At 63.1% G+C, this 26184-nt stretch carries 22 protein-coding genes and 1 CRISPR repeat array (1 of these 23 only partly in view); of the genes, 11 read left to right on the top strand and 11 right to left on the bottom strand.

The annotated features are described in order from the left end of the window. A CRISPR array of direct repeats spans positions 1-1235; the repeat unit is 29 nt; unit sequence GTGTTCCCCGCAGGCGCGGGGATGAACCG; it reaches 135 nt to the left of the window's first position. A gap of 97 nt (positions 1236-1332) precedes the next feature. The 3 genes from BI343_RS14710 to BI343_RS14700 all read right to left on the bottom strand — a co-directional run bounded on the left by BI343_RS14710 (position 1333) and on the right by BI343_RS14700 (position 4906). Further along, complete coding sequence (locus BI343_RS14710; protein ID WP_071110248.1) at positions 1333-1998, bottom strand: HAD family hydrolase; 666 nt, start codon at positions 1996-1998, stop codon at positions 1333-1335. Between the two features lie 141 nt (positions 1999-2139). Next, entirely contained in the window at positions 2140-3540 is a 1401-nt protein-coding gene (locus BI343_RS14705) for an L-serine ammonia-lyase (RefSeq protein WP_043623360.1), read from the bottom strand. Positions 3541-3607: 67 nt separating this feature from the next. Then, positions 3608-4906 (bottom strand): HAAAP family serine/threonine permease, encoded by a 1299-nt coding sequence (locus BI343_RS14700; RefSeq protein ID WP_071110247.1) that lies wholly within the window; start codon positions 4904-4906, stop codon positions 3608-3610. Between the two features lie 1101 nt (positions 4907-6007). On the opposite strand from BI343_RS14700, the gene BI343_RS14695 reads away from it, so the two are divergent. From BI343_RS14695 to BI343_RS14665, 7 genes are all read left to right on the top strand, one after another. Continuing rightward, positions 6008-6790 carry a formate transporter FocA gene (locus BI343_RS14695; protein ID WP_083340990.1) on the top strand — a complete coding sequence of 261 codons (783 nt, stop codon included), beginning with the start codon at positions 6008-6010 and terminating at the stop codon, positions 6788-6790. A gap of 272 nt (positions 6791-7062) precedes the next feature. After that, the gene (pflB, locus tag BI343_RS14690; RefSeq protein ID WP_071110245.1) at positions 7063-9390 is read left to right on the top strand and encodes a formate C-acetyltransferase; all 2328 of its coding nucleotides are present in this window, start codon (positions 7063-7065) and stop codon (positions 9388-9390) included. Between the two features lie 124 nt (positions 9391-9514). Beyond that, entirely contained in the window at positions 9515-10294 is a 780-nt protein-coding gene (gene pflA, locus BI343_RS14685) for a pyruvate formate-lyase-activating protein (RefSeq protein ID WP_043623368.1), read from the top strand. A 125-nt stretch (positions 10295-10419) separates the two neighbouring features. Further along, positions 10420-11205 carry a copper homeostasis protein CutC gene (locus BI343_RS14680; RefSeq protein WP_071110244.1) on the top strand — a complete coding sequence of 262 codons (786 nt, stop codon included), beginning with the start codon at positions 10420-10422 and terminating at the stop codon, positions 11203-11205. Positions 11206-11249: 44 nt separating this feature from the next. Next, positions 11250-12914, top strand: coding sequence for a gamma-glutamyltransferase (ggt, locus tag BI343_RS14675; protein ID WP_083340989.1), 1665 nt, complete (start codon positions 11250-11252; stop codon positions 12912-12914). A 49-nt stretch (positions 12915-12963) separates the two neighbouring features. After that, entirely contained in the window at positions 12964-13398 is a 435-nt protein-coding gene (locus BI343_RS14670) for a GNAT family N-acetyltransferase (protein WP_071110243.1), read from the top strand. A 102-nt stretch (positions 13399-13500) separates the two neighbouring features. Beyond that, a complete protein-coding gene (locus tag BI343_RS14665) occupies positions 13501-15150 on the top strand; it encodes a methyl-accepting chemotaxis protein (protein WP_071110242.1) in 1650 nt (549 codons plus the stop codon). A gap of 25 nt (positions 15151-15175) precedes the next feature. Here BI343_RS14665 and BI343_RS20475 read toward each other — a convergent pair whose 3' ends face one another. The 5 genes from BI343_RS20475 to BI343_RS20625 form a co-directional block, all read right to left on the bottom strand. Beyond that, positions 15176-15472, bottom strand: coding sequence for a LytTR family DNA-binding domain-containing protein (locus BI343_RS20475; protein WP_244886665.1), 297 nt, complete (start codon positions 15470-15472; stop codon positions 15176-15178). A gap of 102 nt (positions 15473-15574) precedes the next feature. Further along, positions 15575-15922, bottom strand: coding sequence for a LytR/AlgR family response regulator transcription factor (locus BI343_RS20470; RefSeq protein WP_244886664.1), 348 nt, complete (start codon positions 15920-15922; stop codon positions 15575-15577). A 12-nt stretch (positions 15923-15934) separates the two neighbouring features. Then, positions 15935-16798 carry a sensor histidine kinase gene (locus tag BI343_RS14655; protein WP_071110241.1) on the bottom strand — a complete coding sequence of 288 codons (864 nt, stop codon included), beginning with the start codon at positions 16796-16798 and terminating at the stop codon, positions 15935-15937. A 37-nt stretch (positions 16799-16835) separates the two neighbouring features. After that, a complete protein-coding gene (locus BI343_RS14650; RefSeq protein ID WP_071110240.1) occupies positions 16836-17108 on the bottom strand; it encodes a hypothetical protein in 273 nt (90 codons plus the stop codon). A gap of 166 nt (positions 17109-17274) precedes the next feature. Next, complete coding sequence (locus BI343_RS20625) at positions 17275-17790, bottom strand: methylated-DNA--[protein]-cysteine S-methyltransferase (protein ID WP_071110239.1); 516 nt, start codon at positions 17788-17790, stop codon at positions 17275-17277. Positions 17791-17885: 95 nt separating this feature from the next. On the opposite strand from BI343_RS20625, the gene BI343_RS14640 reads away from it, so the two are divergent. Then, positions 17886-18242, top strand: coding sequence for a DUF1304 domain-containing protein (locus BI343_RS14640; protein WP_071110238.1), 357 nt, complete (start codon positions 17886-17888; stop codon positions 18240-18242). A 3-nt stretch (positions 18243-18245) separates the two neighbouring features. Here BI343_RS14640 and BI343_RS14635 read toward each other — a convergent pair whose 3' ends face one another. Further along, positions 18246-19160: a LysR family transcriptional regulator gene (locus tag BI343_RS14635; protein WP_071110237.1), complete on the bottom strand. Its 915-nt coding sequence runs from the start codon at positions 19158-19160 to the stop codon at positions 18246-18248. Positions 19161-19259: 99 nt separating this feature from the next. On the opposite strand from BI343_RS14635, the gene aptA reads away from it, so the two are divergent. Both aptA and BI343_RS14625 read left to right on the top strand, forming a co-directional pair. Beyond that, positions 19260-20597 (top strand): omega-aminotransferase AptA, encoded by a 1338-nt coding sequence (gene aptA / locus BI343_RS14630; protein ID WP_071110236.1) that lies wholly within the window; start codon positions 19260-19262, stop codon positions 20595-20597. A 32-nt stretch (positions 20598-20629) separates the two neighbouring features. Next, a complete protein-coding gene (locus tag BI343_RS14625; protein WP_071110235.1) occupies positions 20630-22123 on the top strand; it encodes a CoA-acylating methylmalonate-semialdehyde dehydrogenase in 1494 nt (497 codons plus the stop codon). Positions 22124-22339: 216 nt separating this feature from the next. Here BI343_RS14625 and BI343_RS14620 read toward each other — a convergent pair whose 3' ends face one another. Both BI343_RS14620 and BI343_RS14615 read right to left on the bottom strand, forming a co-directional pair. After that, positions 22340-23701 (bottom strand): chitinase, encoded by a 1362-nt coding sequence (locus tag BI343_RS14620; RefSeq protein ID WP_071110234.1) that lies wholly within the window; start codon positions 23699-23701, stop codon positions 22340-22342. Between the two features lie 444 nt (positions 23702-24145). After that, positions 24146-25270, bottom strand: coding sequence for an MBL fold metallo-hydrolase (locus BI343_RS14615; RefSeq protein WP_071110233.1), 1125 nt, complete (start codon positions 25268-25270; stop codon positions 24146-24148). Between the two features lie 238 nt (positions 25271-25508). Here BI343_RS14615 and BI343_RS14610 point away from each other — a divergent pair, with 238 nt between their 5' ends. Continuing rightward, a complete protein-coding gene (locus BI343_RS14610; RefSeq protein ID WP_139165756.1) occupies positions 25509-26057 on the top strand; it encodes a murein L,D-transpeptidase catalytic domain-containing protein in 549 nt (182 codons plus the stop codon). The last annotated feature ends 127 nt before the right edge of the window (positions 26058-26184 follow it).

Genomic DNA, 26184 nt, shown 5'->3' with positions numbered 1-26184 from the left:
GCGCGGGGATGAACCGGACGTCAACGAGATCCTGAACAGCACTTGGGCGTGTTCCCCGCAGGCGCGGGGATGAACCGCCGTGGCTGCGGCGGATGTGGGAGACGTGGCCGTGTTCCCCGCAGGCGCGGGGATGAACCGATACAGACTGGTCTTATATCTGCGATTAACTCGTGTTCCCCGCAGGCGCGGGGATGAACCGGTGCATCTAGGCGTGGAGCTTTTGCTGCTTATGTGTTCCCCGCAGGCGCGGGGATGAACCGGTGCATCTAGGCGTGGAGCTTTTGCTGCTTATGTGTTCCCCGCAGGCGCGGGGATGAACCGCAGCTTATCCTCATCGTAAATCCCGCGAGAATGTGTTCCCCGCAGGCGCGGGGATGAACCGATATTGCAATTGACCATGAAATATTCGGACTTGTGTTCCCCGCAGGCGCGGGGATGAACCGAATTTGAATTGGAAGTCGGGCATATCGTTGTAGTGTTCCCCGCAGGCGCGGGGATGAACCGCAAATACGCCACACCGTTCTGATAGGCTAGCAGTGTTCCCCGCAGGCGCGGGGATGAACCGAGCCGGGCATTTTATCGGTGCAGCTTCCTTTGGTGTTCCCCGCAGGCGCGGGGATGAACCGCGTCAACTCTCTGCAGATCGACCTCAGCAAACGTGTTCCCCGCAGGCGCGGGGATGAACCGCCCTCAGAATGCTGTTGCTGTTGGACAGCTTTGTGTTCCCCGCAGGCGCGGGGATGAACCGGCCGCCGGCCACAAGGCCAAGCTGCCTTGCGCGTGTTCCCCGCAGGCGCGGGGATGAACCGTCTCGGCTGTCGTCAGCCACCGAGTCGCCGAGGTGTTCCCCGCAGGCGCGGGGATGAACCGCGCCGGAGCTGCTGGTCGGCGGCACGCCGTGCGTGTTCCCCGCAGGCGCGGGGATGAACCGTCGCCCAGGTGCTGGGCATCGATCCCATGGAAGTGTTCCCCGCAGGCGCGGGGATGAACCGCCCTCACCCACCAGCCACTTGCGCGCGGCTTTGTGTTCCCCGCAGGCGCGGGGATGAACCGGTTTGCAGTGTCTCAGCCATAAAGGCTCCTGAGTGTTCCCCGCAGGCGCGGGGATGAACCGTCGCCCCAGCCTACGACGTTATGACTGCCGTTGGTTCCCCGCAGGCGCGGGGATGAACCGCGCTACGGCGCCACGCCGGGCGTACAGGTGGTGTGTTCCCCGCAGGCGCGGGGATGAACCGTCGGTCCACCCTATGGGCCACCCCATTAGCCAGTGTTCCCCGCGCCCGATGGGGTGAACCGACTTCCGGCGCACTATATTCCGCCTTGGGCTGAGGCCTAGCCTAGCGCGCGTTCCAGCCAGCGCCACAGCTCGGGCGCGGTAAAGTCTGCGATGACGGCGGCGGCGCCCGCGTCCAGCAGCGTTTGCGGCGGCAGCGCGCAGGCGATGCCGTAGCTGTGGATGCCGGCGGCGTGGGCGGCGCGCATGCCGGACGGGGAGTCCTCGAAGGCGCAGGCGCGGTCGGCGCAGCCGCCCAGCCTGGTCAGGCCGGTCTGGTAGGGCAGGGGGTGCGGCTTGCCGTGCGCCAGCTCGTCGCCTATCACCAGCGCGTCCACCCGGTCCGTCAGGCCCAGCCCGGCCAGCATCAGTTCGGCGTTGGCGCGTGGCGCATTGGTGACCACGGCGATGCCCACGCCATGGCGCTCTGCCCAGTCGAACAGTTCCGGCGCGCCCGGCGTCGGCGTCAGCCGGGTGACGGAGTCGCGGAACAGGCGCTCCTTGCGTTCCGCCAGCTCCAGGTGTTGCTCTGGCAGGTCCGGGAACAGCCTGGCCATGATGGCTTCGTTGGTGGTGCCGACGATGTGGCGCAAAAAGGTGTCGTGATCCAGCGCGCGGCCGTGTTCGGCCATCAGCGTAGCGAAGGCGTCGAAGTGCAGGTCGTCGGTGTGGGTCAGGGTGCCGTCCAAGTCGAACAGCAGACAGAAATCGGCTTTGGCGTTCACGGATAGGCCTTTGTTATCAGATGCATGGACAGTTTTCTAAACTGTACTGGCGAGTATGGTTTTGCTGAGCGCCCATCATGGCATCTGCCCAGCAAAAACGCCACCGTGACGGTGGCGTTTGTCTTAGCACGGGCGACGGGCTCAGGCCGCGTCGTCCACCCAGCGGATGGCCTGGCTAGGCACGACCTTGCTTTCCACCTTGATCTGCAGGGCGAGGCCGCCGCAGGAGGTTTCGCGGTACTTGGCGTCCATGTCCTTGCCGGTCTCGTACATGGCGGCGATGACCTTGTCCAGCGACACCTTGGGGCTGCTGACGCGGTGCATGGCCATGCGGGCGGCGTTGATCGCCTTGACGGCAGCGATGGCGTTGCGCTCGATGCATGGAATCTGCACCTGGCCGCCCACCGGGTCGCAAGTCAGGCCCAGGTTGTGCTCCATGGCGATTTCCGCCGCCATGCACACCTGGGACGGGCTGCCGCCCATCAGCTCGGTCAGGCCGGCCGCGGCCATGGAACAGGCCACGCCCACTTCGCCCTGGCAGCCCACTTCGGCGCCGGAGATGGACGCGTTTAGCTTGAACAGGCAGCCGATGGCGCCGGAAGACAGGAAGAAGCGCAGGCAGCTGTCGTCATCCAGCGGCTGGATGAAGTGGTTGTAGTAGGCCAGCACCGCCGGCACGATGCCGCAGGCGCCGTTGGTCGGGGCGGTGACGACGCGGCCGCCGGCGGCGTTTTCTTCCGACATGGCCATGGCGTACATATTGACCCAGTCCATCACGCTCATCGGGTCTTTGGCCACGGTGAGGGAGCTGGTCAGCATGCGATGCAGGGCCGGGGCGCGGCGCGGGATGCGCATCGGGCCGGGCAGGTTGCCTTCGGTGCGCATGCCGCGCTCGATGCTGCCCTTCATGACTTCCCACACGCGGCGGAAGTGCGCCTCGGTGTCCTTGACGTCGTGGAAGGCTTTTTCGTTTTCCAGCACCAGGGCGGCGATGGACAGGCCGGTTTCTTCGCACATGTCGATCAGTTGCTGCGCGGTGACGAAGTGGTACGGCACCGGGGTGTCGCTGCAGCTGGACTGGTTGAAGTGTTCCTCATCGACGATGAAGCCGCCGCCGATCGAGTAATAGGTCTTGGTCAGTACTTTTTCGTCGCCGACGAAGGCGTGGATCTGCATGCCGTTTTCGTGCAGCGGCAGGTTGGCGGTATGGAAGTCCATGCCGAAGATCACGCGTTGGTGGGTGCGGCCCAGCGTCAGCTGGCCGGTTTGCTCCACGTCGGCGATCAGGCTGGCGGAGTTGTCCGGGTCCACCGTGTCAGGCAGGTTGCCGGCCAGGCCCAGGATAATGGCCTGGTCCGTGCAGTGGCCCTTGCCGGTGAGGGCCAGCGAGCCGTAGCAGTCCACGTGGATGCGGGTGACTTGGTTGAATCTGCCGGTTTCCTTGAGCGCGCCCAGGAACTGGTGACCGGCCTTCATCGGGCCGACGGTGTGGGAACTGGAGGGACCTACGCCGATTTTGTAGATATCACTCATGCTGAACATGATGCTACCTCTTTGAAGCTGGTACGGAGGGGGAGAGCAGGCCGCTGGGCGGCCTGCCTGGTTACGATCAGACGATCAGATCGTAGAAGATGGCAGAGATGGCGATCAGGCCGATCAGTACCACGAAGATGTTGCTGGCGGCGCCGGAGTACTTCTTCATCGCCGGAACCTTGTGGATGGCGTACATCGGCATCAGGAACAGCAGCATCGCGATGACCGGGCCGCCCAGGGTTTCAATCATGCCCAGGATGGACGGGTTGATGGTGGCGATGATCCAGCAGGTCACGATCATGAAGATGGCGGTGTAGCGATCCAGCTTGGAGGTTTCGATGGTCTTGCCGTTTTGACGCAGTTGCTTGATCACCAGGCCGTTGAAGCCTTCCTTGGCGCCCAGGTAGTGGCCCAGGAAGGACTTGCTGATGGCGACCATGGCGATGATCGGGGCAACCCATTCCATCACCGGGTTCTGGAAGTGGTTGGCCAGGTAGGACAGGATGGAGATGTTCTGGGCCTTGGCGGCGGCCAGGTCGGCCGGGCTCAGGCTGAATACGCAGCTGAACACGAAGAACATCACGGTCAGCACCATCATGGTGTGGGCGCGGATCAGCACGCGGCTGGAGGCCGGCTCAGCTTCATCGCCGTGCAGCTTGCGCTGGTCGACGGAGAAGGACGAGATGATGGGCGAGTGGTTGAACGAGAACACCATTACCGGGATGGCCAGCCACAGCGTCTTGTAGAAGGCGCCGCTGGACAGGGCGTCGCCCAGGCTGCCGGCGTGGCGGATAGCGGTGTCGCTCCATTGCGGGATCAGATACAGGGCTAGCAGCATCAGCACCACCACAAACGGGTAGACCAGGATGCTCATCGCCTTGACGATCATCTGGCCGCCCAGGCGGACGATGGACATCAGGCCCAGGATCAGCGCCAGCGAGAACACGGCGCGGGTGGCGATGCCGGTGCCCACGTCGATGTGCAGCTGGTTATTGAGGAAGGACAGCACCGTGTTGGTGATGGCCACGCTGTACATCAACAAAATCGGGTAGATGGCGAAGAAGTACAGCAAGGTGATGATCTTGCCGGCGCCGATGCCGAAGTGTTCTTCCACTACTTCAGTGATGTCGGCGCCTTCCTTGCTGCCGGACAGCACGAAGCGGGTCAGGCCGCGGTGGGCGAAGAAGGTCAGCGGCAGGGCCAGGATAGCCATCAGCATCAGGGGCCACAGGCCGCCGATGCCGGCGTTGATGGGAAGGAACAGGACGCCGGCGCCGATGGCGGTGCCATAGAGGCCGAGCATCCAGGTGGTGTCGTGCTTGGTCCAGCCGGACGAACCGGAGCGGGAGGCGGTTGAGGCGATTGCTTGTGACATGATGAGGTGCCTTTTCAAACGATATTTCGCAAATTCCGGGTTTCCATCCTCCGTCGCCGGCGTTGTCGGCTTGTGGCGGAGGGAGGATCTAACTGTTGCCGACGGGTTCTCTGTATGTCTTTGTTTGTGAACCGCGTCTTGCTTAATTGCTGCCCATCGTAAGGGCATTTGTAGTTAGCAAGGTACACATTTAAGAACATCAGTTGATTCTAATCAAGATAATTTTGTCACCAAATGAACAAATGAACATGGCTGAGATATGGCTGTTTTCCTAAATCCCAAATGACAATATTTTTTTATTGGTTTTATATCCTTTAAATCCATTCTTAGTGAAATTAAATTTCAATAAATTTTCTATTTTATAAAATAATTGCTCCATGGTAATTTTGCCATGGTCATTTTTTATCCTTGCCACAAGTTTGAAATTTGAGTGATTGCTCTGCGCAATTTATTGCGTGGTTTTGCCTTTCTTGGGTCTGACATTGCCTGTTGACACAAAGCGCTCTGGAGCTGGGGGATGGCGTTCTTTTCCGTGCTTGTTCTGTGCAAGTCTTTGAAGTGAAGGTATTTATTGGCATGCGTTGCAGGATGGAATCGCATGGCCTTGTCTCTTAATTGTTCTAACTTGCATTGTTCGATTGTGATGATTTGGGTGGCGGCGCGCATGATATGCGAACGTGGAATTGCTGAAATATTTTCGAAAATGAAAATAAAGTTACATAAATGAACATCTTTTCTTTCACATTCTATGAAATAGCAAGGGCGTGTTTCTTGCCTAGAAGATAGCGAAATGCCAGCGTTACATCAGGTATGGCCGATGCAAGGCGGGCCGGCGCGGAGGTTTGCCTGCATTGCGTTGGCGAGATGCTGCAACATTCCTCTGGTGTTTTGTGCCGGTATTTGTGCAAATGAGGAAGGATTATGCTGCAGTCTCGCCGTGTGGGGGTGGCTTGAGTGGTGGTGCGCGATGGATTGATCGGTATCAAACACGAATTTACTAAAACGAACATAAAATTTTCGCAAAGTCGCATCGGATGCGAATCGCCTCCGGCCGCATCGCGCGACGCCGCCTTACCCACATCCTTATAGAGACGTTACATCATGAGCCACTCTTCAACTCTCGCCTACGTGGTCGACGAGGCCGCCAGCAAGCAGCAGGTGCTGCTGTCCGAACCGGGGCACTATCTGCTCAGCGCGGCCATGGCCGGCGCGCTGATCGCCGTGGTGCTGGCCGTCAGCCTGAAGCTAGGCCAGGTATTCTTCGCCAGCGGCGCCCCCGGTTATTACATTGCCACTTCCGGCTTCTTTGGCGTGGCGCTGGTCAGCATCATCGTGTGCAAGGTGGAATTGTTCACCAGCAATGTGATGTACTTCACCGTAGGCCGGCTGAGCGGGCGCTGCCGCACCTGCAATATGTTGCGCAGCTGGACGATGGTGTATCTGGGCAATCTGTTGGGCGTGCTGCTGTTCGTCGCCGTGCTGGCCGGGGCCGGCGGCATGGGCGTATTGCCTGCCGATCACCTGCTGTTCAACGTGGTGGAGCATAAAGTGCACGCCTCGAGCATGGAGATCTTCTGGAAGGGCGTGCTGTGCAACTGGGTGATCTGCCTGGCGGTATGGGTGCCGATGCGCCTGAGCAATGAGGCGGCGCGGCTGTTGATCATCATGCTGCTGGTGTTCGTGTTCTTCTTCTCCGGTTTCGAGCACAGCATCGCCAACATGGCTTTCTTCGCGCTGGCCAAGCTGCAGGGCATGGCGGGGCTGGAATGGGCGGACATCGCGCATAATCTGGTGCCGGCCACGCTGGGCAATATCGTCGGCGGCGCGTTTGGCGTTGGTCTGGTGGTGTACTTGCTGGAACGCCACACGCTGAAAGCGGTCTGAACATTGAGGCAGGCTTTTACCCTGTAAACGGCATGTGAATGTTCGTTTTCGAATGTAGTCGGCGCGGTACAAGCTGTATCGCGCCGACTTTGCTATAAATCACTGATAAATCAATGATGTTGAAGGCGGTTGGCATGTTGCGCTGCAGGATCGAAATCGCGCCTCAAGCGGGGCGCTACTTGATCAAGATCAAACGAAATTTTCGATTCCGAATGTACCATGTGTTCAATATCTAACACGTTACCGGACCAAGCCAAGTAAGGAGGCCCCAGATGGACGCCATCACTCAAAATGCAGCTCAAGCCAACCCGTGGCGCGATTTCGTCGCTGGCGAGTGGCAGAGCAAGGTCGATGTACGCAACTTCATCCAGCTGAACTACAAGCCGTACGAAGGCGACGACAGCTTCCTGGCTGGCGCCACCGAGCGCACCAAGAAGCTGTGGGATACCCTGGGTGTGCTGCTGAAAGAAGAACGCGCCAAGGGCGTGCTGGATGTCTCGGCCGACCGCGCCTCTTCCATTACCGCTCACGACGCGGGTTACATCGATCAAGCCAATGAAGTGATCGTCGGCCTGCAAACCGACGCTCCGCTGAAGCGCGCCATCATGCCGAACGGCGGCCTGCGCATGGTGGAGAACGGCCTGGAAGCCTTCGGCTTCAAGCTGGATCCGGTGATCAAGGAAATCTGGGAAAAGTATCGCAAGAGCCACAACCAGGGCGTGTTTGATGTTTACACCCCGGAAATCATGGCTTGCCGCAAGTCCGGCGTGATCACCGGCCTGCCCGATGCATACGGCCGCGGCCGCATCATCGGCGACTATCGCCGCGTGGCGCTGTACGGCACCGACTTCCTGCGCAAGGAACGCCAGCAGCTGTTCGCCGAACTGAACGACGTGACCTTCACCGACGAAGTGATGCGTCAACGCGAAGAACTGTCCGAACAGTTCCGCGCCCTGGACGAACTGCGCCAGATGGCCGCCAAGTACGGCTACGACATCAGCCGCCCAGCCGCCACCGCCCGCGAAGCCATCCAGTGGGTTTACTTCGCCTACCTGGCCGCTGTTAAGGAACAGAACGGCGCCGCCATGTCCTTCGGCCGCGTGTCCACCTTCCTGGACGTTTACATCGAGCGCGACATCGCCGCCGGCGTGCTGACCGAAGAGCAAGCCCAGGAAATGATCGACGATCTGGTGATCAAGCTGCGCATCGTCCGCTTCCTGCGCACCCCGGAATACGATCAACTGTTCTCCGGCGACCCGACCTGGGTGACCGAATCCATCGGCGGCATGGGCGAAGACGGCCGCACCCTGGTGACCAAGAACAGCTTCCGCTTCCTGAACACCCTGTACAACCTGGGCCCGGCGCCGGAGCCGAACCTGACCGTGCTGTGGTCCACCCGCTTCCCGCAAGGCTTCAAGAACTTCTGCGCCAAGGTGTCCATCGACACCAGCGCCATCCAGTACGAAAACGACGACCTGATGCTGCCGTACTGGGGCGACGACTACGGCATCGCCTGCTGCGTGTCCGCGATGAAGATCGGCAAGCAGATGCAGTTCTTCGGCGCCCGCGCCAACCTGGCCAAGGCCATGCTGTACGCGATCAACGGCGGCCGCGACGAGAAGTCCGGCGCGCTGGTGGCCCACGGCTTCGAGCCTATCACCGGCGACGTGCTGACTTACGAAGAACTGATGCCGAAGTTCGAGAAGATGATGGACTGGCTGGCCGCCACCTACGTCAAGGCGCTGAACTGCATCCACTACATGCACGACAAGTACGCCTACGAACGCATCGAAATGGCGCTGCACGACCGCGACATCGTCCGCACCATGGCTTGCGGCATCGCCGGCCTGTCCGTGGCCGCCGACTCGCTGTCCGCCGTCAAGTTCGCCAAGGTTCACATCATCCGCAATGAAGATGGCCTGGCGGTTGACTACAAGATCGAAGGCGAATACCCGGCATTCGGCAACAACGACGACCGCGTGGACGAGATCGCTGTGTGGCTGACCCAGTCCTTCATGGACAAGATCAAGGCCCAGCCGTACTTCTACCGCGACTCCAAGCCGACCCAGTCGGTGCTGACCATCACCTCCAACGTGGTGTACGGCAAGAAGACCGGCAACACCCCGGACGGCCGCCGCGCCGGCGAACCGTTCTCCCCGGGCGCCAACCCGATGAACGGCCGCGACGTGAAGGGCTTTGTGGCGGCAGGCGCCTCCGTGGCCAAGCTGCCGTACGACTCCGCGCTGGACGGCATCAGCTGGACCGCTTCGGCGACGCCGGACGCGCTGGGCCATACTGCTGAAGAGCGTATCGTCAACCTGGCCAACTGCCTGGACGGTTTCTGCTCGGCCCACCCGACCGAGTTCAGCAGCGCCAACTGCACCCCGTTCGATTGCGACGGCGAGCGCAACATCGCCGGCGGCGGTTTCCACGTGAACGTGAACGTGTTCAAGCGCGAAACCCTGCTGGACGCCATGGAGCACCCGGAGCTGTACCCGCAGCTGACCATCCGCGTGTCCGGTTATGCGGTGAACTTCGTCAAGCTGACGCGCGAGCAGCAGCTGGACGTGATCAACCGCACCTTCCACGGCAAGATGTAAGCTGAAAAAAAGGCAGGGCGGGCAGGCTGCAAGGCTTGCCCGCGCGGAAACACCATCGCATCAATGGCGGGGCGGTCCGAAAGGAAAGTCCCGCTTTTTTCACAAGATTCACCGGAGAAACGGCATGACCCCACCTATTGCCGCAAACCACAGCGAAGCATCCGATAAAGCCGAAACCATAGGCTATCTGCACTCTACCGAGAGCGGCGCCGGCGTGGACGGCCCCGGCATGCGCTTCGTGTTTTTCGTTTCGGGCTGTCAGTTCCGCTGCCTGTACTGCCACAACCCGGATACCTGGAAGCTGCATAACGGCCGCCAGGTGACGGTGGAGCAGGCGTTGTCCGAAGTGGCCACCTACGCGCGCTTTTTGAAGTTCGCCGGCGGCGTCACCATTTCCGGCGGCGAGCCGCTGATGCAGCACGAGTTCGTCGGCGAGCTGTTCCATCAGATCAAGCAACGCTATGGCCTGCACACCGCCCTGGACACTCAGGGCTTCCTGCACGAGCGGGTGTCGGACGCATGGTTCGACGATGTCGACCTGGTGATGCTGGACATCAAGCATTCCGACCCCGACAAATACCTGGCGCTCACCGGCCAACCCTTGCAGCCGACGCTGGACTTCGCCCAGCGCCTGAAGCGGCTTGGCAAGAAAATGTGGATACGCTACGTGCTGGTGCCGGGCCTGACCGATGGCGACGCCGACATCGAGCGCCTGGCCGACTACGTGGCCGAGCTGGGCGATCTGGTGGAGCGGGTGGAAGTGCTGCCCTTCCATCAATTGGGCAAGGACAAGTGGGCGCAGCTGGGCATGGAATACCAGCTGAACGATACCCCGATTCCCACCGCGGCGCAGGCCGCGCACGCGCGCGCGCTGTTCGCCAGCCGCGGGCTGAAAGTCACATGATTTTTTCATCGCGTCATTCTCCCTGACCGCCGCCGGCACTGCGTGTCGGCGTTTTTTTTGCCTTTGGGCGGCACCTTTGCCGCGTATGGAGAGTCAGTCAGATAGGGTAAGCAAAGGAGAAAGCCATGCAATCGATTCTGGAAATCTGCGCCGGTTCGCTGGCGTCCTGTCTGGCGGCGCAACAGGGCGGCGCGCAGCGGGTGGAACTGTGCGACAACCTCTTGGAAGGCGGCACCACGCCGTCCTACGGCATGGTGGCCCTGGCGCGGGATAGCCTGGGCATAGACCTCAATGTCTTGATCCGCCCGCGCGGCGGCGATTTTCTGTACACGGCCTTGGAGTTCGAAACCATGGCCCGCGACATCGAGATGTGCCGCAAGCTGGGCGTAAACGGCGTGGCGCTGGGCATGTTGACGGCCGATGGCGACATCGACGGGCCGGGCACGCGCGAGCTGGTCGGCCTGGCAGGGACGATGAGCGTGACCTTTCACCGCGCCTTCGACATGGCGCGCGATCCAATCAGCGCGCTGGAAGAGGTGATCGCCGCCGGCTGCGCGCGGCTGCTCAGCTCCGGCCAGGCCGCCACGGCGCTGGATGGCGCAGACCTGCTGGCCCTGTTGCGCCAGCAGGCTGGCCAACGGTTGATCGTGATGCCGGGCGCAGGGGTACGCGCCGCCAATATCGCCGAGCTGGCGCGCCGCACCGGCTGCCATGAATTCCACGCCTCGGCGCGCGCCGCGGTGGCCAGCGGCATGCGCTATCGCCAGCCGGGCTTGAGCATGGGCGCGCCGGGCGCCGATGAATACTTGCGCAAGGAAACGGCGGTGGACGAGGTGAGGGCATTGCGCGCGGCGCTGGATGGCGCGCCGCCGTCAAGATATGAAAAACATTTGGCTTGGCGCGGCGATTGATGGCATAAGCATGTTGTCGGCAATTGAAATCGTGGAGGAAGCGTATGCGCCAGGAAGTCTTGTTTCGTCTGCTCACTGTTGGCTGTCTGCTGCTGTGCGGCCTGCCGGCTTCTGCTGGCCAGGGCGCGGTGGCGGCGCCGGATCGCTACGGCGCCGAGGTGGCGGCGCATGTGCTGAAGGCCGGCGGCAATGCGGTGGATGCGGCGGTGGCCACCGCCTTCGCCTTGGCCGTCACCTATCCGGAAGCCGGCAATATCGGCGGCGGCGGCTTCATGACCATCTATCAGGATGGCAAGCCGTATTTCCTCGATTACCGCGAAACGGCGCCCAAGGCTGCCAGCCGCGACATGTATCTGGACGCGGACGGCAAGGTGCTGCCGCAGATGAGCCTGGTCGGCGCCCGCGCCGCCGGCGTGCCGGGCACGGTGATGGGCTTGTGGCAGGCGCATCAGCGCTTCGGCAAGCTTAAATGGAGCCAGCTGGTCGAGCCGGCCATCCGTTACGCCGAGCGCGGCTTCATCGTGGCCGACCGCCAGTTCCAGTACCGCGGCGAGGCGGTGCAACTGTTTGCCGGCAAGACCAATTTCGCGCAGTACTTCGGCAAGATGAAGGCGGGCGAGACCTTCCGCCAGCCGGAGCTGGCCGCCACCTTGAAACGCATCGCCCGCTACGGCGCGGCAGATTTCTATCAGGGCCAAACCGCCAAGTTGCTGGTGGCGCAGATGCGGCGCGATGACGGCCTGATCACCGCCGAGGATCTGCAGGACTACCGCGCGCGCTGGCGCGAGCCGATACGGATAGACTGGCGCGGCAACGTCATCTATACTGCGCCGCCGCCCAGCTCCGGCGGCGTGGCCCTGGCGCAGCTCTTGGGCATCAAGGAGAACCGTGCGGCGGACTTCGCCGGCGTTGCGCTGAATTCCCCACGCTATATCCATCTGCTGGCGGAGATCGAAAAACGCGTGTTCGCCGACCGCGCCGACTACTTGGGCGATCCGGACTTCGTGGCCGCGCCGACTGCCGCGCTGGTCGATCCGGGCTACTTGAAGCGCCGCGCGGCCGAGATCAATCCGCGAGCGATCTCCGCCACGCCGGACATCCAGCCGGGGCTGGAGCCGCACCAGACCACGCACTTCTCCGTCGTGGACCGCTGGGGCAATGCGGTGGCCAATACCTATACGCTGAATTTCGATTTCGGCAGCGGCGTGGTGGTCAAGGGCGCCGGCTTCCTGCTCAACGACCAGATGGACGATTTCAGTGCCAAGCCCGGCGTGGCCAACGCCTTTGGCGTGGTGGGCAAGGACGCCAACGCCATCGCGCCGGGCAAGCGCATGCTGTCGTCGATGACGCCCACCATCGTCACCCGCGACGGCAAGGTGACGCTGGTGATCGGCACGCCGGGCGGTTCACGCATCTTCACTTCCATCTTCCAGGTGCTGAACAATCTGTATGACTTCGACATGCCGCTGCAGCTGGCGGTGGCGGCGCAGCGCGTGCATCACCAGTTGTTGCCCAAGGACACCATTTATTACGACGAGTACGCGCCCTTGACCGGCTCGGTGGCGGACCAGTTGCGGGCGCTGGGCTACACGCTGCAGGATCAGGGCTGGCGCATGGGCGACATCCAGGCGGTGCGGGTGGACGGCGCGGTGACGGAAACCGCTTCCGACCCGCGCGGCCGCGGCATCGGCATCGTCGTCGGCGATTGATGCGGCGACCCCTGTTTTTTTTTGATAACGACAATAAAGCGAGCGAAGCATGCAGTACCAAACCGTGTTGAGCGATGTGGCGGCAGTGGAAACCCGCGCGGCCATCGTGGCGCCCTTGATCGCCTACAACGAGGAGCATGCCGGCCCTAGCGACCATAGGCCGCTGGTGATCCGGATTGAGGATGAAAGCGGCCAGGTGGTGGGCGGCTTGTGGGGCTATACCCGCGGCGGCTGGCTGTATACCGAACTGCTGTCCGCCCCGGCCGGCGCGCGCGGGCAGGGTTGGGGACGGCGAATGATGGAGCAGGCCGAAGCCGAAGCCCGCGCCCGCGGCTGCATTGCCGCATGGGTGGATACCCACAGCTTCCAGGCGCCCAAGTTCTACGAAAGCCTGGGTTATCAACGCTTCGGCGAGCTGGAAGACTACCCGCCAGGACATAGCCGCATCTTCTACCGCAAGTGTTTGCGGGAGGGCAGCCCCTAGTTGCCGCGCCGCATCGTTTTGCGGCGCAAATCATGACTGGTGATTGGTTCTGATTGAGACTAAAACGCTATGTGTATCCACCTAAATGGCTGGGAGCGTAGCGTGAACCACTTACTCGCCCAATTCAGCATCCGGCTGAAGATTTTCGGTTTGATCCTGCTTGGCATCCTGTCCGCGCTGATCATCGGCGCCAACGGCATGAGCGGCGTGTCCAAGATGTTCGATCTCACCACCGACATGCACGACAATATGATCAACCCGATTTATTGGCTGGGCCAGGCCTCCATGAACGCCGCCTATGTCAATCGCGCCGATTACCGCTACATCGCGGAGACGGAAAAATCGCAGATGGATCAGGTGCAGGCCAACCGCGACAAGTTTGAGGCCACGATGAAGGGCTTCCTCGACCAGTACCGCAAGACTCAATTGACGCCGCCCGAAGTGGACGGCCTCAAGCGTTTTGACGCGGCCTGGGAGGCGATGGAAGGACCGTGCAAGCAGGTGCGCGAGCTGAGCTACACCGATACCGGCAACGGCGAGAACAACAAGAAAGCCTTGCAGATCATGGCCAAGCAGTGCCGTCCCTTGTTCACGGCCGCCAATGACATCCTGACCCAGCTATCCGACATCAATGTCAAACTGGCGGATAAAGGCTTGGAGGACGCGCGCGCCAGCTTCCAGAGCGTGAGGAATACCGCCATCGGCGTCTTGGTGGCGAGCTTGCTGATACTGGTCACCTTGGGGCTGATGGTGCAAAACGGCATCGTCGGCAGCCTGCAAGACGCTTCCCGGGCGATGGAGAAAATGGGCGAAGGCGATCTGACCGGCAAGATCGTGCCCCGTGGCAAGGACGAAATCGCCGCGATGATGCAATCGCTGGCCGATACCCAGGAGCGGCTGCGCAAGACCGTGGGCGAGATCATCCGCTCAGCCGGCAGCGTGGCGGCCACCTCGGAGCAACTGGCGGCGTCGACCGAGCAAGTCAGCGCCAGCATTGGCCAGCAGGTCAACGCCACCTCCAGCGCGGCGGCGTCTATCGAGGAACTGACGGTCAGCATAGACCTGTGCGCCAGCAATGCCGCCCAGGCCAATCAGCAGGCGGCGGACGCCGGCCAGCAAGCCAAGGCCGGCAACAAGGAAGTGCAGGAATCCACGGTGCGGGTGCGCAAGGTCAACGACAGCGTGACGCATTCCGCGGAGAGCCTGGAATCGCTGTCCGATCAGGCGCAGCAGATCGGCAGCATCGCCACCGTGATCAAGGACGTGGCCGATCAGACCAATCTATTGGCCTTGAACGCGGCGATCGAGGCGGCGCGCGCCGGTGAACAGGGCCGCGGCTTCGCGGTGGTGGCAGACGAGGTGCGCAAGCTGGCCGAGCGCACCACCACCTCGGCCCAGGAAATCACCAATATGATAGGCAAGATCCAGGACGGCGCGCGGGTGGCGGTGGACGGCATGCGCGGCAGCCGGCAGATCGTGTCCGACGTGGTTGTGGCGGCGGAAAGCGCGTCAGCCACCATCAGCACGGTGGAGGAGCGGGCGGCCGAGGTGGTGGCAGCCATCGGCGAGATCGCCATGGCGGTGGGCGAGCAGCGCCAGGCCAGCACCGAGTTGGCCGGACGGGTGGAGTCCATCGCCGAGATGTCCAAGGAAAACGGGCTGGCCGTGGACGTGTTCTCGCAAGCCACGCGCGAGCTGGCGGTGGTGGCGGAGCGGCTGCAGCAGACCACGCTGGCGTTCAAGCTGGAGTAGGAGCTGTTGACGTTTGAGACAAGGCTTACATCCGCTGAAACAGATGGGCGTAGCTGCGGCTCACTTCCACCAGCGGGCCGTAAGCGCGCAGCTTCAGCAGCAGGCCGCGTTCGCCGCGGCGCACTTCTTCTATCGACGCCACCCGCACCAGGGTGGCGCGATGCACTTGCCAGAACTGCTCGGGATCGAGTTGCGGCAGCAATTCCTTCAGCGGGGTGCGGATCAGGGCTTCGCAGCTGGCGGTTTGCACCAGGGTGTATTTCTCGTCCGACTGGAACAGCAGCACCTCATCGATGCTGATCAGGCGCAGGCTGTTGCCCACCGAGGCGCGTATCCAGCGCAGGTATTCCGGCTTGTCCAGCTGGCGGCTGAGCTTTAATAAAGTACTTTGCCAATCCTGCGGCAGCGGCGGCTGCTTCTGCTCCTAGCGCTGTCGCGTGCGCAGCAGTCGGGCGTCTTCCACCGGCTTCAGCAGGTAGTCGATGGCGCCTTCCTCAAAGGCCTGGACCGCGTACTGATCGTAGGCGGTGACGAACACGATGGGATACTGCCCGTTTAGCGCGATCGCCGCCTCGATGCCGCTTTGCGCCGGCATGGTGATGTCCAGAAAAATCAGGTCCGGTTGGTGCTGGCGGGCCAGTTCCTCCGCTTGTTTCCCGTCCTGGGCTTCGGCGACGATGTCCAGCTCCGGCCAGACCCGGCCTAGCGCCATTCGCAGCTGTTCCCGCATCAATCTTTCGTCGTCGGCGATCAAGGCGCTAAGCGTGTTCATGGTTTTTCCTCGTTAAACCAGGGCAAACGGCATGGCGATGGTGGCGAGCGTGCCGCCGTCCTCCGGCGCTTCCAGCACCAGCTCGGCCTCGGTTCCGTACAGCAGGGACAGCCGCTCGCGGATATTGGCCAGGCCCATGCCCTGGCCGGGCTGGTCCGGGAAACCGACGCCGTCGTCGCGCACCGCCAGCCTTAGCTTGCCGTCCTGCACCTTGGCGTCCACCTCGATGGCGCCGCCTTCCGCCTTGGGTTCCAGGCCATGTTTGATGGCGTTCTCCACCAAGGTTTGCAGCATCATCACCGGGAAACGGGCGCTTTGCAGCGACGGCGGCACCTTGATGCAAACCTTGAGCCTGTCCTCCATCCGCAACTGCATGATTTCCAGATAGGCGCGCGATAATTCCACTTGCTGTCCCAGGCGGGTTTCGCCCGGCGAGTCGCGCCATTCCGGCAGCGAAGAGCGCAGATAGCGGATCAGCGCCTTTTGCATGACCACCGCCTTGTCCGGCGCGGTTTCCATCAACTGGCACACCGAGGACAGGGTGTTGAACAGAAAGTGCGGTTCGATCTGCGCCTGCAGCGCGCTCATCCGCGTTTCCGCCAGCTGGCGCTGCAGCGCTTCCAGCTCGGCCTGCTGCTCCGCTTTTTCGCTGCGGGCGATGGCGCGGTCCGCCTCTTGCTCTGCCCGGTGTTTGCCGATGGCCAGCACCTTCACCAGGATGGCGACCAGGGACAGCAGCAGCGTCATGTGTTCGATATTCAGAATGCCGCCCAGCATCATGATCAGCAGCAGCGTCAACATCAGCCGTCCCCAACCCAGCTGCGCCACCATGTCGACGAAGCCCCACCAGCCCTTTTCTATGGTTTTCAGGATCATGCTGAAATCCTCACGCCAAGGCGTCGTGTGGTTTTGATTATCCAATTTTCACCTCTTTGCGCGGGGCCGGCAGGGTCAGACGTTGGCGGTACAGCTTCAGCTTGGGCAGGGACAGGTCCACCGCCAGCCAGATCAATACCAGGGGCACGATCAGGGCGTTGCAGGCCAGAATGGTCAGCAGCAAGGACGAGACGGCATGCCCCCATTCGATGGCGGCTAATCCGTTTAGCGCCTGTGCGAAGTACAAGGGCATATGATGGCAGAACTGGTTGAGGGCGTCCAAGGCTGAGGCGATGTCGAGGTAAGTCATGATGCTCTCCTGGTTGGTGTGTGATGTGACTGTAGGAGAGCGCATCGTGGGGCGACATCGACATGCGACGGACTGCGCAATCAGAGGGATGAAGCGCGCTTGGCGCGGATGAAATGCAGGGGGCGGAGCGAAATCGCAGGAGCGGCGGCGGCCCCAAGCTGGCGTTTCAAGCGCTGAACAGCCCCGGCGGCGCGGTGCGCTCCAGCTCAAAGCGCAGCAGCGCGGCTTTCAGCGGCAGGCCGCCGGCGTAGCCGGTGAGGCTGCCGTCGGCGCCCAGCACCCGGTGGCAGGGCACGATCAGCGCGATGGGGTTGGTGGCGTTGGCGCGGCCGATGGCGCGAGCGCCGTCCGGATGGCCCAGCGCCTTGGCCAGCTCGCCATAGCTGATGGTGTGGCCATACGGGATGCGGCGCAGCGCCGCCCACACCTGTTGCTGGAACGGTGTGCCTTGCGGGTCTAGCGGCAGGTCGAAGTCGCGCCGCGCGCCGGATTGGTACTCCGCCAGTTGGCGGGCTACCTCGGCCAGCGCCGCGTCGTCGCGCTGGCAGGCGTGTTCGGCCATTTGCTCCGGCCTGGGATGGAAAATCAGCCGGATCAGCGCGCCGTCGCGGTTCAGCCAGGCGGCGACCGGGCCGAAGCGGGTATCGATCAGACCGTGGCAAGTGCTGGGGTGTGGTGGCATCGTCAAGATGAGGTAAGGAGTGTATTGTTCATTCTAAATGAATGGAGGCGGACCTGCATGGCGCCGCCTGAGGGGAACGATATGGAGGCAGACCTATGAGCATGGCGGCAAATCTGGCGATCACCGTGGTGGCCTTGTTGCATCTGTATTTCCTGGCGCTGGAAATGTTTCTGTGGGACAAGCCGCTGGGGATGAAGACTTTCCGGCTGACGCCCGAGAAAGCAAGGGAAACCAAGGCGCTGGCCGCCAACCAGGGCCTGTACAACGGTTTTCTCGCCGCCGGCCTGGCCTGGGGGCTGTGGCTGGGCGCGCAGGGCTTTCAGATCAAGCTGTTTTTCCTGGCTTGCGTGCTGGCGGCCGGCGTATTCGGCGCGTTGACTGTCAGTCGGCGCATTTTCTTTGCGCAGGGGCTGCCGGCGGCGCTGGGCATCGCATTGTTGTTGTTGGCTTGAGGCTCAGGCGCTGCGCTCCAACTCCTGCAGAAAACGCTCCAGCACCAGATTGGCGCGCCGCCCCTTGCGCGCCGCCAGCGCCAGCGGCGCGTCGTAGAAGCAGACATCCGGCAGCAGCGGCCGCATCATGCCCTGCGCCACCCAGCCGGCGGCGAAATGGTCCGGCAGATAGCCGATATAGCGTCCGGTCAGGATCAGGAAGGCGATGCCTTCGCGGTCGGACGCGGTGGCGGCCGGCTTCAGCCGCTGCTGCAGGGCCTGGGCCTGCGGCGGCAGCCGGTAGCCGGGGACGATGGCGTCGGCGCCGGCGAGCGCCGCCTCGCCGATGGCTTCATCTGGCTGCGGGAACAGCAGATGCTCGCGGCTGCAGTAGAGCTGCGAGCGCTCGTCGTACAGCGGCAGGTAGTCCAGCCCGGACAAGGGCTGGATCAGCGGCACCACGCCGGCGTGCAGCTGGCCGTCCAGCAGCCCGGTTTCGATGTCGCTGGGCGTCATCATGCCGATATTGATGCGCACGTCTGGCCCCTGCTTGGCCAGCGCCCGCAGCGCCTGGGTGATGCGCATCTTGGGCAGTGTCACCAAGTTGTTGATGATGCCGATGTTCAATTCGCCGCGCAGCTGGCGGTGCAGCAAGTTGACTTCGCTGCGGAAGTCTTCCAGCGCCGCCAGCACGGTCTGGCTGGCGCGCAGCACTTCGCGGCCCTCGTCGGTGAGGGCGAAGCCGGCGCGGCCGCGCTGGCACAGGCGGATGCCCAGCCGTTTTTCCAGATCGCCCATCTGCAGGCTGATGGCGGAGCGGCTGATGCCCAATACGCCTTCGGCGGCGGAAAAGCCGCCGCATTCGGCCACGGTGCGGAACAGCCGCAGCAGGCGGATATCGAAATCGCTGACTTGTCCCAGCGCGGGTTTGCGGTTCATTGGTTGAGTTTTATCTAATCTGAACGTAAGAAAGATAGCATTTAACTCACCAAATGTCCGGCGCATGCTGTAGCCATACTTCTGTCAGCGAGGCCTGCGATGCATCCGCTCACCACCCGTTCCGAATTCGACCATCTCGACCTGCGCGCGCACTGGATGCCGTTCAGCGCCAACCGCAACTTCCAGCGCGACCCGCGGTTGATCGTGTCTGGCGAGGGCAATTATCTGACCGACGCCGACGGCCGCCGCATCTTCGACAGCCTGTCCGGCCTGTGGTGTTGCGGTGCCGGCCACAGCCGCAAGGAGATCGCCGAGGCGGTATACCGTCAGCTGTCGACGCTGGATTATTCGCCGGGCTTCCAGTTCGGCCACCCGTTGTCGTTCCGGCTGGCCGAGCGCTTGGCGGCGATGGCGCCGGGCGCGCTGAACCACGTGTTCTTCACCAACTCCGGCTCCGAATGCGCCGATACCGCGGTGAAGATGGCGCGCGCCTACTGGCGGCTGAAGGGCCAGGCGTCCAAGACCAAGCTGATCGGCCGGGCCCGCGGCTACCACGGCGTCAACATCGCCGGCACCAGCCTGGGCGGCATGAACGGCAACCGCAAGCTGTACGGTCCGCTGCTGGATGTAGACCATTTGCCGCACACCTTGCTGTCGGCCAACGCCTTCAGCCGCGGCCTGCCGGCGCACGGCGCGGAGCTGGCGGACGACCTGCTGAGGCTGATCGAGCTGCACGACGCGTCCAATATCGCCGCGGTGATCGTGGAGCCCATGGCCGGCTCCGCCGGCGTCATCGTGCCGCCGCAGGGCTATCTGCAGCGGCTGCGAGACATTTGCACCCAGCACAACATTCTGCTGATTTTCGATGAGGTGATCACCGGCTTTGGGCGCATGGGAGCGATGTTCGGCGCGGAATATTTCGGCGTGACGCCCGACATCATGAATGTGGCCAAGCAGCTGACCAATGGCGCAGTGCCGATGGGCGCGGTGATCGCAGCTACGGACATCTACGAAGCCTTCATGGCGCAGACCACGCCGGAATACGCGGTCGAGTTTCCGCACGGCTACACCTACTCGGCCCATCCGGTGGCCTGCGCCGCCGCCATGGCCGCGCTGGATGTGCTGGAAAACGAACAGCTGGTAGCGCGCGCGGCGGAACTGGCACCGCACTTTGAGCGCGGCATCCATAGCCTGAAGGGCTTGCCGCATGTGATAGACATCCGCAACTGCGGCTTGGCCGGCGCGGTGCAGATCGCGCCGCGCGGCGGCGACGCCATCGTGCGGCCCTACGAGGCGGCGATGGCGCTGTGGCGCAAGGGCTTCTACGTCCGCTACGGCGGCGACGCGCTGCAGTTCGGCCCGCCGTTCACTGCCACGCAGCAGGAGCTGGACAGCCTGTTCGACGCCGTCGGCGAGACGCTGGCCAAGCTGGCCTGAAACGATTGTCACCAATAAAACGAGATCCTGAAATGACGACTTTGCAGCATCTGATCCATGGCGAGGCTTGCGACGGCGGCAGCCGCCGCGCGCCGGTCTTCAACCCGTCCACCGGCGAGGCCATCGCCGAAGTGCAATTGGCCGACGCCGCCACCGTGGCGCAGGCGGTGGCCGCCGCCCAGGCGGCGTTTCCCGCCTGGCGCGACACGCCGCCGGCCAAGCGGGCGCAAGTGCTGTTCCGTTTCAAGCAACTGCTGGAGCAGCATGAGGCGGAGATTGTGCCGCTGATCAGCCGCGAGCACGGCAAAACGCTAGAAGACGCCGCCGGCGAACTGAAGCGCGGCATCGAGAACGTGGAATACGCCTGCGCTGCGCCGGAGCTGCTGAAGGGCGAGTACAGCCGCAACGCCGGCCCGGCCATCGATGCCTGGAGCGATTTCCAGCCGCTGGGCGTGGTGGCCGGCATCACGCCGTTCAACTTCCCGGCCATGGTGCCGCTGTGGATGTATCCGCTGGCCATCGCCTGCGGCAATACTTTCGTGCTGAAGCCGTCGGAGCGCGATCCCAGCTCCACGCTGCTGATCGCCCGCCTGCTGCACGAGGCCGGTTTGCCCCGTGGCGTGCTCAACGTGGTGCATGGCGACAAGGAGGCGGTGGACGCGCTGCTGGCCGCGCCCGAGGTCAAGGCCGTCAGCTTCGTCGGCTCCACGCCCATCGCCGAGTACATCTACGCCGAGGGCAGCCGCCGCGGCAAGCGGGTGCAGGCGCTGGGCGGGGCCAAGAACCACGCGGTGGTGCTGCCTGACGCCGATCTCGACAACGCCGCCAGCGCCTTGATGGGCGCGGCTTACGGCTCCTGCGGCGAGCGCTGCATGGCCATCTCGGTCGCCGTCTGCGTCGGCGATCAAGCCGCCGACGCGCTGATCGCCAAGCTCACGCCGCAGATCAAAGCCTTGAAAGTGGGACCGGGCACGTCGCCGGGCCTGGACATGGGGCCGCTGGTGACGCGCTCCCACCTGGACAAGGTCAGCGGCTACATCGCCGACGGCGTGGCGGCCGGCGCCGAGCTGGTGGTGGACGGCCGCAGCATCACGGTGCCCGGCCATGAGGGCGGCTTCTTCCTGGGCGGCTGCCTGTTCGACCGCGTGACGCCTCAGATGCGCATCTACCAGGAAGAAATCTTCGGCCCGGTGCTGTGCGTGGTGCGGGTGGGCAGCCTGCAGGAGGCGATCGCGCTGATCAACGCGCACGAATACGGCAACGGCACCTGCATCTTCACCCGCGACGGCGAGGCGGCGCGCCTGTTCGCCGACACGGTGGAGGTGGGCATGGTGGGCATCAACGTGCCGCTGCCGGTGCCGGTGGCCTACCACAGCTTCGGCGGCTGGAAGCGCTCGCTGTTCGGCGACCTGCACGCCTACGGCCCGGACGGCGTGCGCTTCTACACCCGGCGCAAGGCGGTGACCCAGCGCTGGCCGCAGCGCGCCAGCCACGAGGCCTCGCAGTTCGCTTTCCCCAGCCTGTAACCCTGGGCTTGCAAGCGCCAAGGCGCATCATCATGCGAAAAGGCCGGGCCTCGGCCCTAATGCCGTTCACTTAAGAGAAAAGCACCGTCTCCATGCATGGGAAACGGTGCTTTTTTGTGGATTCCTGTGCTCTCAAGGCCAGAAAAGTCGCCCGAAAATCCTTAAGTGAACGGCATTAGGGCATAGGCCCGGCCTTGCTGATCAAGACGCTTGAGATCAGTTGGCGCGGTACCACGGATCCCCAGCCGTCGGCACGATGCCTTGCGCATACCATTTGGCGCAGTATTTGGCTCCCTGATAGCTGGCGCAGTCGCCGCCTTGATACGCCACGTTGACGTTCCACGACTGCAGCGGCCCGGCCGTTTGCCGCCAGGGCGCGGATTGGCCCGGCGTATTGCCCTGGGTCCAGTATTGGGCCGTCCAGGTGGCGCCGGCATAGGTTACGGTATTGCCGGTATTGTAAGTTTGCCCGGCCGACCACGGCTGGCCATTCACGGGTCCGCCGCTGCCGCCGCTGCCGCCGCTGCCGCCGCCGCCATAGTTGGGATCCTGCGTGACGCCGCTGCCCCAGTGGTCCTTGAAGCCCTTGAACACATTGCTGAAGGCGTAAGGCGTCTGCACGATGCCGGAGCATTGCGAGTCCACATAGCTGCCATTGCCCGGACAGGATTTGTCGCGGCTGACCGACCACATCGACAGCACGCCGAAGTTATTGCTGTTGGCCATGCCGTACAGGTTGTTGGCGTTGGCTACGGTGAAGGTTTCCGGCTGGGTATCGTTCAGGCCTATCATCGGCGTCACGCCCACCTTCTGCCACAGTTGGGCGTCGGTCAGCGTCTGGCCATGCGCCTTGTAGGCGGCGTCCAGTTGGCCGTACAGCGCCTGCGCCGCCTGCTTGGCGGCCGCGCCCATGTCGGCGGTGTGCTGGCCGTAGTCCATGGCCATGATGTTGACGGTGTCCAGCGCCACGCCATTGCTCAAGGCCGAGTTGAGCACGTTCTGCCCGTCCTGGGTCAGACCGAACGGCATCACCGGCAGCGTCAGCGACACATGCAGCGTTTTGCCCTTGGCCTTGTAGTTCTTTTGCAGCGCGGCCACGACGGCGAAGTTGCGGTTGTTGGCGGCCGCGTCGGTTTGCGCCCCGCCTTCGATGTCGAAATCGATGCGGTTCAGATTGTAAGTGTCCAGCACCTTCTGGTATGCAGCCTGCAAGCTGGCATTGCTGGTGCAGGCCTGCTGCAGCGGCGTGCCGTTGGCGCCGCCGAAGGACACCATCACCTCGCCGCCCTTGGCGCGGAAATTGGTGATGCCGGCGCTGATGGCGCTGGATTGCTGATCGCTGCTGGCGCCGGGAATCGGCAGCACGCCGCCCCAAGACGGGTTGCAGCCATTCTGAGCGACGACGAAGGCGAGCGTGAACTGCTGAATGCCTTGGTTGACGCCTATCTTGTCGATTTGCGGCGTCGGCCATAGCGTCATGTCCACATACGGCGCAAAGGCGCGGGCCTGGACGGTAGGGCTGCTCAGGCAGACCGCCGTTACGGCCAGCGCGGAAACTGAGGTAAGCGTCTTCTTCATGCATTTTCTCCTTGATGCCCGTCGAATTGAGTGCGGCAGCTTGCTGGAAGGTAAATGGTTTAAAAAAAGGCTATCACTTATCAGCAAGGTGAAATATACGCGCTTGGAGTAATTGCTCAATGGGAAAAATGCATGAACTTCTGATTTTTACATTTTGGTCTAGGGGCTGTTGACATTTGGTGAGTGGATCGCGTTTGCGCCGATTTGGACCGGAAGCAAGGCGCACAGTCCGACGCATAGTCATTCTATGCAAGGGCTGGGCAACGCGGCTTCCGGACCAAAGCGGCCAAACCCGCAGGGCCGGGCGCCTTTCGTGCCGACTCTTCGTTGTTCCGCGCTGGCAGAGAATGAAATGCGGCGCGCGAAACGCCTCGATTCGTCGCAAAACGCATCCCGGCGCGACCTCTCCCCAAACGTCAACAGCCCCTAGGGCTGCGGCGCAGATCAGTCCAGCGGCCAGGGCATGGATTTCGGCGCCGCGGCATCGGGCTCTGCCGCGCTGGACTCTTGGGGCAGGGCGACGCTATCCACCCCGCGCCACCATGGCGCGGCGCGTTCGGCATGGGCAGGCTCCACCGCCTCGCCTTGGCGCGGCATCAAGAGCCGGACATTGCGCCGCTCGGCGCTGGCCAGCAGGGTTTCGGCCGGCGCATCCCAGGCGTGCATCGCCAGGTTGAAAGTGCCCCAGTGCACCGGCAGGAAGGCGCCGCCGCCCAGCAGCTCCAGCGCTTTGAGCGCGTTGTCGGGGCCCAGATGGATGTCGCCCCAGGCTGGGTGATGGGCGCCCACTTCCAGCATCACCAGATCGAAGGCGCCCAGTCTTTCCCGAATCTCCTCGAACTGGCCGGTCAAGCCGGTATCGCCGCTGAAGAAGACGGAATGGCGCGGCGTGCGCATCGACAGCGAGGACCACAGCGTGGCGTTGCGGTCTTTCAGGCCGCGGCCGGAGAAGTGCTGCGACGGCGTGGCGGTGACGACGAGCTCGGAGCCGGGGTGCTGGTAGCTCTCCCACCAGTCCAGTTCGGTGATGCGCTCGCGCGGCACGCCGAAGGCTTCCAGATGGGCGCCGACGCCCAGCGAGGTGACGAAAGGAGCCGGGGTCTTGGCCAGCTCGCGTATCGTGGGATAGTCCAGATGATCGTAATGGTCGTGCGAGACCAGCACCAAGTCCAGCGGCGGCAGTTCCTTCAATTTCACCGGCGCCGGCTGGAAGCGCTTGGGTCCGGCCAGCCGGGTGGGCGAGGCGCGCGGTCCCCACACCGGGTCGGTCAGCAGGCGCAGTCCGTCGATTTCGATCAGCACGCTGGAGTGGCCCAGCCAGGTGGCGCGCAGGCCGGATTCCGGCGGTTTGCGCCAGGCATGGCGCGGGTCCAGCGTGGGCAGCGGCCCGTTCGGCACGCGCCGCTCGCCGCCGCACAGAAAGTCCTTCAGCGACGGCATTTTCACATTCGGATCGCGCAGGCCGGGCGCTATGGGATAGATGTTGCGGAAGCCGTCGCCAGCCCACATGGGCGAGGCGCGCATCCGCTCCTGCCGCGCGCCGTCCGGTTTCTTGCCAAAAGCTTTCATCGCAATCCTCATCGTTCAATGGCGGCCCATCCTGAGCCTGCCGTCTACTGTAGACAGGCGTGCAGGCGGCGTCGAGCTTGGACTGTTCGCGGCTGGCGGAGTTTGCGGTTTTTACTAATCGTCCCTGCGCTTGCCTGGTGTAGGCCTACGGCTAGAATGAAAAACGAATGGACGGGCGCATCATCAAACAGGCCGCAACGAGACCACGGGGGCAAGGGTGGACGAACTGGAGGCAATATTGTTGCGGCTGTGCCGGCAGGAGTCGCTGCCCGATGCCGCAGTACTGGATATGCTGGCGGTGCAGAGGGAACGCTATCCGCGCGCCAGCCTCTTGTATTGGGCCGTCGTGGATTATGGCCTGCCGTCGACTGAACCTCGCTTTTTTGTCTTCGATACGCTGGAGGGGTCCGTTCAGCGTTTTCTGGTGGCGCATGGATGCGGCGGCAATCCCGACGCCAATAGGCTGCTTGTCAGCGAGTTTTCCGACGAGCCCGGCTCCAATGCGACGTGGCTGGGCGTATGCCGCGCCTCCGTTACCTTTTTCGGGAGCCACGGCCTGTCGCTGCGGCTGGATGGCATGGAAACCCGCAACATGCATATGCGCGAGCGCAATCTGGCCATGTACGGGGCGGATTATGTCGCGCCGGATTATGTCCGCGAACACGGCATGCCCGGATGTTCCGACGGCAGCCTGGCGCTCGACCCGCAATACAGCGTGGGCCTGATCAATATGCTGCAGGGCGGCTCCTATATCAACTGCATCTGCAGCCGACCTGACGCTCGCTGATTTTCCCCGGCAAGCATTCGGCCTGAGGCGCATCTTCCGCCGCCTGCGTCCCATGGGAAAGGCTAAAGCGCACCAGGCAGAAGATAGGGCAGCGCTTGACGCGCCGTCTACATTGAGGTGATCAAGA

This window comes from Chromobacterium amazonense (assembly GCF_001855565.1).
GTDB classification, from domain to species: domain Bacteria; phylum Pseudomonadota; class Gammaproteobacteria; order Burkholderiales; family Chromobacteriaceae; genus Chromobacterium; species Chromobacterium amazonense.
The sequence above is the reverse complement of the archived record's forward strand: the minus strand, read 5'-3'. Positions and strand labels throughout refer to the sequence as shown.